The organism is Pseudomonas sp. PS02302, assembly GCF_029959585.1.
Taxonomy (GTDB): Bacteria; Pseudomonadota; Gammaproteobacteria; order Pseudomonadales; family Pseudomonadaceae; genus Chryseomonas; species Chryseomonas aestiva.
On record NZ_JASCON010000062.1, the window covers coordinates 1 to 12258 of the forward strand.

A 12258-nucleotide genomic window follows, 5' to 3' on the forward strand; every position below is an offset into this window, starting at 1 on the left:
TGTTTCCCGACACGGGGTTCATTGGTGCCAGCCTCAGATTCACCACCCGTGTCGGGCCGGGCTACAGCCCGGCCAGCGGCGCGGTGACCGGACCGGTGTCCTCGATGCTGCTCGGCCAGCAACTGGGCTTCGATGTCCGTACCCTGGACGCCTCCACCTCGCTGATCAATCAGCGGATCGGCCTGAGCGATGGCGACAACTGGGCCACGGGCGGCTACACCACGGCGCAGATCCGCGACTCCATCACCGCTCGCAACGGCTCGGTGGTGGCGGTGGGTGGCCTGACCCTGCGCAGCCGTGACGGCTACCTGCCCGGACTTGCCAGCCAGGGACTGAGTCTGGATCCCAACACCCTGTTCTACATCAGCGGCGGGGGTAACGACTTCCTCCAGGGGCTGGTCACCTCGCCGGCCACCGCGGCGGCCGCGGCCAATCGCCTGGGTGACGGCGTCGCTGCGCTGCAGCAGGCCGGCGCCCGCTACATGGTGGTCTGGCTGCTGCCCGACATCGGCCAGACCCCAGCGCTGGCCGGTTCGCCGCAACAGGCGGCCAGCTCGGCCCTGAGCCGGGTCTACAACCAGGCGCTGGTGGCACGTCTGGCCGGCATCGATGCCGAGATCATCGGCCTCAACGTGCCCCAGCTGCTGGCCGAGGTAGTGGCCGAACCGGGGCGCTATGGCCTGGCCAGCGGGCAGAATCTGACCGGCACCTGCTTCAGCGGCGACAGCTGCACCCGTAATGCCACCTATGGCCTGGGCGCGGCGGCGGCCGATCCCAGCCAGCTGCTGTTCAACGACCGCGTCCACCCGACCATCACCGGCCAGCGGCTGATCGCCGACTACGCCTATTCGCTGCTGGCCGCACCCTGGGAGGTTACCCTGCTGCCGGAGATGGCCCAGTCCACCCTCAGGGCGCACCAGGACGGCCTGCACCAGCGCTGGCTGGGCGACTGGCATGCCTGGCAGCCGGTAGGGCGCTGGCAGGGCTATGTGGATACCAGCGCGCGGCGCCTGGACGTCGACGACCAGCGCAGCACTGCCGGCGGCGATGGCAACGGCTACAGCCTGGACCTGGGCGGCAGCTATCGACTCAGCGAGGAATGGCGCCTCGGTGTCGCCGCCGGGGTCGCGCGGCAACACCTGGAACCCGGTGCGGCCGATTCCGACTATCGCCTCAACAGCTATCTGCTCAGCGCCTTCGCCCAGTACCAGGGCGAGCGCCTCTGGGGCGATCTCACCGCCACCGGTGGGCGGCTGGACTACGACGACCTGAGCCGGCGCTTCGCGCTTGGCCCGACCACCCGCAGCGAGCAGGGCGATACCGACGGCGATCTGCGCGCCCTCTCGGCGCGCCTGGGGTACGACCTGGCAGCGGCCGGCAGTCCCTGGCACCTGAGTCCCTATCTCAGCGCCGACTATGCCCGTGTCCAGGTGGACGGCTATCGGGAGCGCGGCAACGACGCCACGGCGCTGGAATTCGACGACCAGTCGAGCACCTCGCGGCGACTGGGGCTGGGCCTGCAGGGCCGCTGGCAACTCGCACCGGCCACGGCGCTGTTCGCCGATCTGGGCCGTGAGCGGGAATTCGCCGATGGCACTCGCGATGTGACCATGCGCCTGAACAGCGTGCCGGGTCTGGACTACACCCTGGACGGCTACCAGCCCGACAGCGACCGCACCCGCCTGAGTCTGGGCGTGGTCCAGCGGCTGACGCCGGAGCTGACCCTGCGCGGCGGCTACAGCTATGCCGGTGCGGGCGATACCCATCAGCAGGGCGTGGGCCTGGGCCTGTCGCTGGACTTCTAAGCGCCGCGATCCGGGCAATGCCCACTGCGGTGATGTCAGTGGGCATTGCCGCTAGACCCGGCTGGGATCGCCCAGCCGCTGGCGCTGCCAGTCGCGCAATTCGTCCAGGCGCCGTGGCGGGCACACCAGAAAGCCCTGCAGGAGATCGCACCCGGCCTGTTGCAGGCAGAGCTGCTTGAGTTCGGTGTCCACGCCCTCGGCGATCACCTGGGCATCGCGGGCGTGGCAGAAGGCGATGAGCGCAACCAGGCTGGCCTGGTTGCCGGGTTGGCTGAGCCGCTCGACGATGAGCCGGTCGAACTTGATGGTGTCGGCGGGATAGTCGGTGACCTGCTGGATGGAGGTGTAGCCCACGCCGAAATCGTCGATGGCCACGCGAAAGCCCTCGGCGCGCAATTCGTGCAACAGCCCCAGGGTGCGCTCGTTCAACTCGGCAGCGAAGGTCTCGGTGAATTCCAGTTCCAGGTGGGCCGGGTCGACGCCGTGGTGGCGCACCCGCTCGCGCAGGTAGGGCACGATGTCGGCCTGATCCAGTTGCGCGGACGACAGGTTGACGGACAGCACCAGGTCGTTGCCCAGCACCTCTTGCAGCGCGGGATACTCGCGGCAGGCCTGGTCCACGACCCAGCGGTCGATCCAGCGGAAGTGTCCCTGGCGTTCGGCGATGGGGATGAATTCCGCCGGTGACACCGGGCCGAGGCGCGGCGAATTCCAGCGCAGCAGGGTTTCGGCGGAGCGTACCTGGCCGGCACTGTCGACCGCCGGCATGTAGACCAGGTGAAACTCCTCGTCCGGATTCATTCGCCGCAGGTGCTCGTCCAGCAGATCCTGGCGGCGCTGGCGCGCGGCCAGTTCCGGGGTGAAATGCACCAGGCGATTGCCGCCTTCGTTCTTGGCCCGCTCCAGGGCCAGGTCGGCCTGGGCCAGCAGGTCGGCCAGATCCAGCGGCGCCTCGGGGGTCGCCAGGCCGATGCTCAGGGTCACCGCATAGCGCCGCTCGCCGACCAGGGCGCCGTTGGCGTAGCTCTGCTGCAGCTGCTGGCCCAGGGCGAGGGCCGCGGTCGCCGCTGCCGGGCCGCGCAGCAGAATGGCGAATTCATCGCCCGCCAGGCGCGTAAACACCAGTTCGTTGTCCTCCTGATGGACTTCGAGCAGGTGCTGGGTCTGCCGGGCCACGGCCTGCAGCAGTTCATCGCCCACCTCGTGGCTGAATCTGTCGTTCACCGACTTGAAATGGTCCAGGCCGAAATAGAGCAGGGCGATACGGCGACCGTCCGGCTTGCCCGCCAGCCAGGATTCGCCCATGAGCTGGAAATAGCGGCGGTTGCCGATCTGGGTGAGGACGTCGGTGCGCAAGGCCGTGCGCAATTGCGCCAGGATGGCCAGGTTGTTGTCGTGCAGGCGCTTCATGTTGGCGCCCAGGTGACCGATCTCGCCGGGTTCGTCGCCGGTTTCGAGCGCCTGGCGCTGGCCTTCAAGCACCTCCGTGAGCTGGCTGTCCAGGCGGGCGATGGGGCGGGTGATGTAGCGGCGGATCAGCACGATCAGCACCAGGATGCAGGCCAGGGTCACCAGCAGGCCGCCGCTGAAGTAGGCGATCGCCAGGCGGCGCAATTCCTTGTCCAGGCGTCCCGGGTCCGGGGTCAGGCGTACATAGAGATCAGGCGACAGCCGCTCGATGGCACTGAAATCGCGGGTGCGGGTGGGCGGTGTCCGGCTTAATTCCAGGGGGGCGCCATAGCTCTGTTCGAGGCTGCGGCGCAGGGCCTCCATCCGGTCCGGGCTGACCGCCAGCTGCAGCGTCATCGCCAGGCCGCGCTGCCCCGGCAGGGGTGGTCCGGCCGTGCTCGGCAGCAGCGAGGTGGTCGCCACCAGCAGTGAACGCCCCTGCTCGTCGAGCAGATAGTCGCGCCGTTCCAGCGGACCGTTCGGCTCCCGCGCGAGGCGTGCGAGCAACTGGCGCTGGACACCGCTCAGCTGGGCGAAGGGATCGCCGCTGCGCTCGTAGTAGTAGGCCAGGCTGAGATCGGGGCGGGCGATCGCCAGGGAGATGTGGCTGGGTGCATCGTCGCCGGCCAGCTGGCGCACCGCCAGTTGCAGCTGGGTACCCAGGGCTTCGTTGCGATAGGGCACCTCGGTCTGCCGCAGGAAATTGCCCAGGGCGGCGCTGTTGGACAGGGCATAGAGCAGGTTGCGGCTGAAGTGGTCGTACTCGCGGTAGGTGGTTTCCAGCGCCGCCAGGTCGTGGTTGAGCCGCGAACGTTCGAGGCCGATCACCGCCTCGCGCTGCACCGTGTAGCCCAGCCCCACCAGGGTCAGGCTGCAGAGCAGGGCGACTGGCAGGATCAGCAGCAGGGCGCGCCTATTGAGCGTCATGGCGACCTACCAGAGCGCTGCCGATGCGTTGCCGGGTCTGGAAGGTGTCGGGCGGACCTTCACGAAAGACCTGGCTGCGGGCGAGCACGTCGTCGGGGGGGAACAGGCTGGGATCCTGGCGCAGGTCTGCCGGCAGCAGGCGCAGGGCGCCGGCATTGGGGGTCGCCAGGTGCAGTTCCTCGGTCGCCAGCACGGCGTTGCCCGGCTCGTTGAGGAAATCGATGAAGCGCCAGGCGGCTGCCTGGTGCCGGGAGCTGCTGAGCAGCGCCACGCAGTCCACCCATAGCAGGCTGCCTTCGCGGGGCGTGACGAAGCGCCAGGGCTGTCCGGGGGTCGCGGCATTGAGCAGGTGCTGGTCGCCGCTGTAGCCCAGGGCCAGCTCGATGCGATCGCTGTAGGCTGGATTGTGCAGGGCGCTGACGACGTACTGATAGGTCAGCACCGCCGGGGCCTGGGCCTTGAGCAGGGCGAAGCTGCGTCGGAGCAGCTCGGGATCGTCGCTGTTGATGGCGGCGCCCAGGGTGATCAGGGGGGCGACCAGCAGATCGTCGTGGTCTTCGAGCATGGCGATATGGCCGTGCAGGGCCGGCTCCGGCTGCAGCAGCGGCTGCCAGGAAGAAGGCGCCTGGGCCAGGCGATCGCTGCGATAGAGCAGACCCAGGGTGCCCCAGACGTAGGGCACGGCATAGTCGCCGCAACTCTGGCGCCAGCGCGGATCGAGCTCGCGCAGATGCGGCAGGCGCTGGGGATCGATGCGCGTCAGCAGGCCGTCCTGGCCGAGGCGGGTGGCGCTGACCTCGTTGATCACCACCAGGTCGAGATCGACATCGCCGCGCGCCAGGGTCGCGTCGCGCACGTCACTGCTGTCGAAATGGATTTCCTGCACGGGGAGATGGGCCTTGGCCCAGCGCTGCAGCAGGGTGTCGCCGAAGTAGCCTTCCCAGGTATAGAGCCGCAAGGACTCGGCAGCCGCCACGGGTGACGCGGGCAGCCCGGTGAGCACCAGGCTGCAGACAAGGGCGAGGCAGTAGCGCATGCGGACGACTCGGCGGCAAGGACTGACTTAGATAGGAGGGGCCGAAGGGCCCTGGCGTTCACCCCGGGAACGTTGGGGCTTCTGCCAGTCTAGGAGTCCGCTGGGTATTCGCCAGCCACGGTGCCATCTATTGCAGGCGCCGAGCCTTCCTCAGTTCTGCAGTGGTGCCACCCCGGCGCGCTGATGGGCGCGGGTCCAGGGCTTCTGCTCGTCGGCGAATTTCACCGCCAACCGCTCCAGCACCCGTTGCGTCGGGGCGTTGGTGCCATGCAGCAGCAACAGGGGCAACAGCAGCAGGCTGGCGCCCAGCGCGGCCTGGCGCGGTCTGAGGTTGACCTCCTGGCCCCGCAGCAGCCACAGCAGGCTGCCGCTGGCGGCGTAGCCGATGGGCAGGCCGGTCACCACTTCCGAGATCGAGTGATAGCCCAGCACCACCCGCGAGACGGCGATGAGCAGGGCGCAGAGCGCGCCAAGGGCGGCTGCACTCAGCTGCAGCGACGGCCGCGCCCGGCTGGCCAGCAGCCAGCCGAGGACCGGCAGCACGCTGCCGACCAGCATGGAATGGCCGCTGAAGCCGGTGAAGTCCAGACGAGGGATGCCCAGGCCCCAGCCGAAGAAGGCGATCTTCGACAGGGCAACGCTGAGGCCGGCGGCACCAAACAGCAGCAACCAGAGCAGCGCCGACCGCGCGGACAGACCGGCCAGCAGCCAGAGCGCGATCAGCACGGCGCAGGGAAGCATCACCGAAGAATCGCCGAAGTTGGTGATGAACAGCCACATGGATAAGCAGACTCCTGGGGAAGACGAGGCATTCTGACCATCAGATGCCCAGAGGTTGCATCGCGCGTGCCAGGCTGTGGACTGGCGCAAGAAAGCGCTGGGATCCCGCGTGCAGACCCAGAAAAAAGCCCCGGCACCAGAGGTGGCGGGGCTGTTTGCCGGGAGGCGTGTTACAGACCGGCGGCGGCGCGCAGGGCGGCGGCGCGGTCGGTGCGTTCCCAGGTGAAGGTGGTGAAGGTGTCGTCGCCCACGGTGACTTCCTGCGGGTGGCGGCCGAAGTGACCATAGGCCGCGGTGGCCTGGTACATCGGGTGCAGCAGGTCAAGCATGGTGGTGATGGCGTAGGGGCGCAGGTCGAAGTGCTCGCGCACCAGCTGCACGATCTTCTCGTCGCTGATCTTGGCGGTGCCGAAGGTGTTGATCGAGATGGAGGTGGGCTGGGCCACGCCGATGGCGTAGGACACCTGGATCTCGCAACGATCGGCCAGGCCGGCGGCGACGATGTTCTTGGCCACGTAGCGACCGGCGTAGGCGGCGCTGCGGTCGACCTTGGACGGGTCCTTGCCGGAGAAGGCGCCACCGCCGTGACGGGCCATGCCGCCGTAGCTGTCGACGATGATCTTGCGGCCGGTCAGACCGCAGTCGCCCACCGGGCCGCCGATGATGAACTGGCCGGTCGGGTTGATGTGGAACTGGGTGTCCTTGTGCAGCAGCTCGGCGGGGATGACGTGCTTGACGATCAGCTCCATCACGGCTTCGCGCAGGTCGGCGTACTTGACCTCGGGATTGTGCTGGGTGGACAGCACGATGGCATCGATGCCGACCACCTTGCCGCCTTCGTAGCGGCAGGTCACCTGGGACTTGGCGTCCGGACGCAGCCAGGGCAGCAGGCCCGACTTGCGTGCCTCGGCCTGACGTTCCACCAGGCGGTGGGAGAAGGTGATGGGCGCGGGCATCAGCACATCGGTCTCGTTGCAGGCATAGCCGAACATCAGGCCCTGGTCTCCGGCGCCCTGGTCTTCCGGCTTGCTGCGATCGACGCCCTGGGCGATATCCACCGACTGCTTGCCGATGATGTTGACGATGCCGCAGGTGGCGCCGTCGAAGCCCACGTCCGAGCTGTCGTAGCCGATGTCGACGATGACGTCGCGCACCAGTTGCTCCAGGTCGACCCAGGCGGAGGTGGTCACCTCACCGGCGACGATGGCCACACCGGTCTTGACCAGGGTCTCGCAGGCCACGCGGGCGTGCTTGTCCTGGGTGATGATGGCGTCGAGCACGGCGTCGGAGATCTGGTCGGCGATCTTGTCCGGATGGCCTTCGGACACGGACTCGGAGGTGAACAGGGAATATTCGCTCATCGAATGGTTCCTAAATTACCAAGGGGTAGGGGCCCGCAGGCCGGTCGAGACAGCAGTTTCCTTGCTGGACATGACGCCCTTGAGCGTCGGGTCCGCCCGCCACTGGCCAGTTGGCCTCATGACGGGGTGTTTCCCTGATCCGGGCGCGCGAACTGGCGCACCTGGATCTGAAAGCCGTTGCGCAGGCCCAGGTAGAGGCTCTCGCCCGCCTGCAGGCCGGCCGCCTGGGCCCAGCGCGCCAGTTCGTCCTGGTCGAAGCCCAGCCAGAGATCGCCACAGGCCGCGCGTGCCCAGGTCTGGTCGTGGGGGCAGAGGTCGGTGATCACCAGGCTGCCACCCGGCGCCACGCGCCGGGCCAGTTGCTGCAGGGCTTCCGCCGGTGCGGCCAGATGGTGCAGGACCATGTTGAGGACCACGCAGTCGGCCGCGGGCAGCGGCTCGGCGAGGGCGTCGGCCAGTTGCAGTTCGACATGGGCGAGACCGTCGCGCTGGCAGCGCTGACGCGCCAGTTCGAGCATGGCCGGGCTGTTGTCCACCGCCACCACCCGGGCGAAGCGCCGCGCCAGGTCCGGCAGGAAGGCGCCGTCGCCCGGGCCCACCTCCAGGGCGCAGCCGCGCGGATCCAGGGCCAGGGCGTCCAGCAGGCTGAGCAGGCCGTCGCGATACTGCGGCAGGCTGGCGATCAGGTCCTGCTGGGCCTGGAATTTTTCCGCCACCCGGGCGAAGAAGTCGCGACTCACCGCCGCGCGCTGGGCATGCACCTCGCCGATCCGCGTCTGTACGGCGCCGGGCAGGGCCAGGCTGTCCACCTCTTCGAGCAGGGCGGCGTGCAGGGCGCCTCCCAGGCTGCCGGGACGCGGCAGGGCGCGGCGATAGAAGATGGCATTGCCCTCGCGGCGGGTGGCCACCAGCTGCGCCTGGGCCAGCACCTTGAGGTGGTGGCTGATGCCGGACTGGCCGGTGGCGAAGATCTGCGCCAGTTCCAGCACGCCGAAGGAGGCGCTGTGCAGGGCGCGCAGGACGTTCAGGCGCAGGGGATCACCACCGGCCTTGCACAGGGCGGCGAGGGTGTCTCCTGGTTCCTGGCCGAGCGCCGGCACGCGTAGGGGATTCATGGGGCGCTAGTCTAGAGACCCGTCCCGGGCCTCGCAAGAAAAGCATCAAAAAGTTTTGATACTTGTCCGCAGCGGCTGGCCGCGCATACCTTCGTCGAGGAAGGTAAGATGCCGGGGCCTTTTGCTCAGCGGTCTTCGCGGCGTTGCGGTAACGACCGCGAGCCTCGCGCGTCCAACCTGCAGCCCCCTTCCAGGAGCGTCACCGGGTAACCCATGTCCGTCCAGCCACCATCCCCTTCCGCGCCCGCTGCCGGCACGCGCCTGGTGATCTGCGAGCACTGCGATTCGGTGCATCGCCTCGAACCCCTCGCGGCGGGCGAGCGGGCGCACTGTCTGCGCTGTGGCGCCTTGCTCTATCGCGCCAGCCGGCTGGATATCCAGGGTCTGCTGGCGCTGGCGATCGCCGCGGCGGTACTGTTCGTGATCGCCAATGTCGGGCCGATCCTGCAACTCAGCTTTCGCGGCCTGCACAGCGAGGCGACCCTGCTGGAGTCGGTGGTCGCCATGAGTCGCGGCTTCGCCGGCCCCATGGCGCTGGTGGTGGCCATGACCCTGTTCGTGGTGCCGCTGCTGCAGATCGTCCTGCTGCTCTGGGTGCTCGGCTTCGCCCAGCTCGGCCGCCGCGCGCCCGGCTTCGCCACGGCCATGGTCACCCTGCACTACCTGCGGCCCTGGAGCATGATCGAGGTCTTCGTGCTCGGCGCCCTGGTGGCGGTGATCAAGCTCGCCGGGCTGCTGCACGTGGTGGTGGGTCTGGGGCTGTTCGGCATGGTCGGGCTGATGTTGGTCCTGCTGATCATCGCCAAGCGCGACCTGCACCCGCTGTGGGACGCCGTCGGGGAGCGTGAGCCGTGACCGCGCCCCAGCTGCCGCCACGCGCCGACGAACTCGGCCTGTGCCTCTGCCACGTCTGCGGCAAGGTCTGCAGCGCGCCGCGCCGGCACAAGGCCGGCTGCCCGCGCTGCGGCTCGGCGCTGCACCGGCGCAAGCCGAACGTCTATGCCAAGACCTGGGCCTATCTGCTTGCCGCGCTGATTCTCTATATCCCGGCCAATACCCTGCCGGTGATGTTCACCGGTACCCTGGGCCGCGGCACGGAAAGCACCATCCTCGAAGGGGTGATCGAATTCTGGGAGAACGGCTCCTGGGGCGTCGCCCTGGTGATCTTCATCGCCAGCGTGGCGGTGCCCTCCATCAAGTTTCTGGTGCTCGGCACCCTGCTGGTGACCTGCCAGCGCCGCAGCGACTGGGCCAGCGCCCAGCGTGCCCGGCTCTATCGCTTCGTCGAGCTGATCGGCTACTGGTCGATGCTCGACGTGATCGTGGTGGCCCTGGTCTCGGCGCTGGTGCACTTCGGTGCCCTGAGTTCGGCGGCGCCGCGCCTGGGTATCGTGTTCTTTGGTTTCGTGGTGGTGCTGACGATGCTCGCCGCGATGAGTTTCGATCCCCGCTTGATCTGGGATGCAGAGGTGAACGATGACGGACAGGCATGAACCCGACGCCCTGGCGCCTACCCCCGAGGTACGCCGCAGTCGCTGGAGCGTATCGCTGATCTGGCTGGTGCCCATCGTGGCGGCCCTGATCGGGCTGTCCATGGTGATCCACAGCTGGGCCTCGCGCGGTCCGACCATCACGGTGACCTTTCTCACCGCCGAGGGCCTGGAAGCCGGCAAGACCCAGGTCAAGTACAAGAACGTGGTGATCGGCACCGTCAGTGAAATTCAGCTGGCGCCGGATCGCAACCGGGTGATCACCACCATCGAGCTGGAAAAGTCCGCCGAGGGCTTCGCCACCAAGGACGCGCGCTTCTGGGTGGTGCGCCCGCGCTTCGGCGTCAATGGCGTCTCGGGGGTCGACACCCTGGTGTCGGGCGCCTTCATCGGCGCCGACATCGGCGATTCCAGCGAATCCCATCGCGACTTCCGCGGTCTGGAGCAGCCGCCGGCGCTGATCCATGGGGCCTCGGGCAAGAGATTCATCGTCACCGCCGACGACATCGGCTCGCTGGACGTCGGCTCGCCGGTCTATTACCGGCGCATCCAGGTCGGCCGGGTGGTGTCCTTCCATCTCAATCCGGATGGCAAGGGCGTCAGCGCCCAGGTCTTCATTGATTCGCCCTACGACCGCTTCGTCACCGCCAACAGCCGCTTCTGGAACGCCAGCGGGGTCGATGTCTCGCTCAGCGCCTCCGGGCTCAAGCTCAATACCCAGTCGCTGGCCACGGTGGTGGCGGGCGGCATCGCCTTCGTCACCCCCGAATGGCCGAAGGATCCCCAGGAGGCCCAGGAAGACCAGAGTTTCACCCTGTTCGACGACCAGACCAGCGCCCTGGCCCCGCCGGATGGCGAGCCCTTCTATGTGCGGATGAGATTCCAGCAGTCGCTGCGCGGGCTGTCGACCGGAGCGCCGGTGGAATTCCTCGGCATGAACGTCGGCCGGGTGGTGTCCCTGACCCCCGACTACGAGGACAGCCAGGATCGCTTCTCGCTGATCGTCGGCGCGGTCATCTATCCCCAGCGGCTGGGTGACGTCGGCAAGCGCATCGAGACCAAGGACCGCGACGGCAAGCTGTTCGCCGGCTGGGTGGCCCGTGGCCTGCGCGCCCAGGCCCGCACCGGCAACCTGCTGACCGGCCAGCTCTACATTTCCGTCGACTTCGTGCCCAATGCGCCCAAGGTCGCCTTCGATCCCCAGGCCAAGCCGCTGTCGATCCCCACCGTCACCGGCAGCTTCGATCGCCTGCAGGAGCAGATGGCCGGCATCGTCAACAAGATCGACAAGATCCCCTTCGATTCCATCGGCAAGAATCTCGACACCAGCCTGGCCCAGCTCGGCGGCACCCTCAAGCAGCTCAACGCCGGGGTCCTGCCGCAACTGACCACCACCCTGATGGGCGTGCAGCAGCTCACCGGCAGCGCCAGCCAGAGCCTGGGCGCCGATTCGCCGGTGCAGCAGAATCTGACCCAGACCCTCGAAGAGATGCAGCGCATGGCACGTTCCCTGCGCGTGTTCGGCGACTACCTCGGCCGCCATCCGGAATCCCTGATCCGCGGTCTGGTGACCGATCCGCCGCCCAAGTTCGAGCCGGGCTCCCGCGATCCCGCCAAAGGAAAACTGCAATGAAGCGCCTGACCTGCCTGGCTCTGCCCCTGCTGCTGGCCGCCTGTTCGTCCAAGGCGCCGCTCAACTACCACACCCTGACCAGCGCCGCGGAACCCGCGGCCCAGGCGCGCACCGCAAATTTCCGCTTCGCCCTGCAAGGTGTCTCGGTCCCGCCGCAGGTGGATCAGCCGCAACTGGTGGTCCGCCAGGGCGACGGTATCGCCCTGCTGGAAAACGAGCGCTGGATCGCGCCCCTGGCCGACGAGGTGCGCAGCGCCCTGTCCGCCGACCTGTCCCGGGACCTCGGCACCCTGGACCTGGGCGATGCCCCGCGCGGCAGCGGCGCCCCGGTGCTGCGCATCAAGGTGGATCTGCAGCGCTTCGATTCGCAGCCCGGGCGTGGCGTCCAGCAGGATGCGCTCTGGACCCTGCGCCTGGCCGAACCGGGCGGAGAGCGGGTGCTCACCTGTGGCAGCCGGATCAGCCAGCCCGCCGGCGGCTCCTATGCCGAGGTCGTGGCGGCGCACCGCCAGGCCCTGGCGACCCTGGCCAGGCGCATCGAACCGGTGGCGCGCGCCTTCGTGGTCGACGGCGCTACGGTCTGCCCGGCGGGCTGAGGCGACCGCGCCGATTGCTGGAAGTGCCCTGGCTGGGCCAGAATAACGGCCCCTTCGCTCTGCCTC

General features: G+C 68.4%; 10 protein-coding genes. 5 read left to right on the forward strand and 5 right to left on the reverse strand.

Going from position 1 to position 12258, the window contains the following annotated elements:
• The coding region (locus QMX82_RS18660) for an autotransporter domain-containing SGNH/GDSL hydrolase family protein (protein ID WP_282286348.1) at positions 1-1805 on the forward strand (1805 nt) is incomplete at its 5' end.
• Between the two features lie 51 nt (positions 1806-1856).
• Here QMX82_RS18660 and QMX82_RS18665 read toward each other — a convergent pair.
• The 5 genes from QMX82_RS18665 to QMX82_RS18685 form a co-directional block, all read right to left on the reverse strand.
• Positions 1857-4181 (reverse strand): putative bifunctional diguanylate cyclase/phosphodiesterase, encoded by a 2325-nt coding sequence (locus tag QMX82_RS18665; protein WP_282286350.1) that lies wholly within the window; start codon positions 4179-4181, stop codon positions 1857-1859.
• Positions 4168-5217 (reverse strand): polyamine ABC transporter substrate-binding protein, encoded by a 1050-nt coding sequence (locus QMX82_RS18670; RefSeq protein ID WP_208693116.1) that lies wholly within the window; start codon positions 5215-5217, stop codon positions 4168-4170. The genes QMX82_RS18665 and QMX82_RS18670 overlap by 14 nt, the downstream gene beginning before the upstream one ends.
• Before the next feature lie 150 nt (positions 5218-5367).
• Positions 5368-5997: a phosphatase PAP2 family protein gene (locus QMX82_RS18675; protein WP_282286355.1), complete on the reverse strand. Its 630-nt coding sequence runs from the start codon at positions 5995-5997 to the stop codon at positions 5368-5370.
• A 170-nt stretch (positions 5998-6167) separates the two neighbouring features.
• Positions 6168-7358: a methionine adenosyltransferase gene (gene metK / locus QMX82_RS18680; RefSeq protein WP_064307819.1), complete on the reverse strand. Its 1191-nt coding sequence runs from the start codon at positions 7356-7358 to the stop codon at positions 6168-6170.
• A gap of 116 nt (positions 7359-7474) precedes the next feature.
• Positions 7475-8473 carry an ArsR/SmtB family transcription factor gene (locus QMX82_RS18685; RefSeq protein ID WP_133860510.1) on the reverse strand — a complete coding sequence of 333 codons (999 nt, stop codon included), beginning with the start codon at positions 8471-8473 and terminating at the stop codon, positions 7475-7477.
• A gap of 213 nt (positions 8474-8686) precedes the next feature.
• On the opposite strand from QMX82_RS18685, the gene QMX82_RS18690 reads away from it, so the two are divergent.
• The 4 genes from QMX82_RS18690 to QMX82_RS18705 are packed head-to-tail and all read left to right on the forward strand — an operon-like array spanning position 8687 to position 12192.
• Positions 8687-9328 carry a paraquat-inducible protein A gene (locus tag QMX82_RS18690; RefSeq protein WP_208693114.1) on the forward strand — a complete coding sequence of 214 codons (642 nt, stop codon included), beginning with the start codon at positions 8687-8689 and terminating at the stop codon, positions 9326-9328.
• A complete protein-coding gene (locus tag QMX82_RS18695; protein ID WP_442969400.1) occupies positions 9325-9966 on the forward strand; it encodes a paraquat-inducible protein A in 642 nt (213 codons plus the stop codon). The genes QMX82_RS18690 and QMX82_RS18695 overlap by 4 nt, the downstream gene beginning before the upstream one ends.
• Complete coding sequence (locus tag QMX82_RS18700) at positions 9950-11596, forward strand: PqiB family protein (protein WP_282286365.1); 1647 nt, start codon at positions 9950-9952, stop codon at positions 11594-11596. Before QMX82_RS18695 ends, QMX82_RS18700 begins: the two co-directional genes overlap by 17 nt.
• Positions 11593-12192, forward strand: a complete 600-nt coding sequence (locus QMX82_RS18705) for a PqiC family protein (RefSeq protein WP_208693112.1) — start codon at positions 11593-11595, stop codon at positions 12190-12192. The genes QMX82_RS18700 and QMX82_RS18705 overlap by 4 nt, the downstream gene beginning before the upstream one ends.
• Positions 12193-12258: the final 66 nt, after the last annotated feature.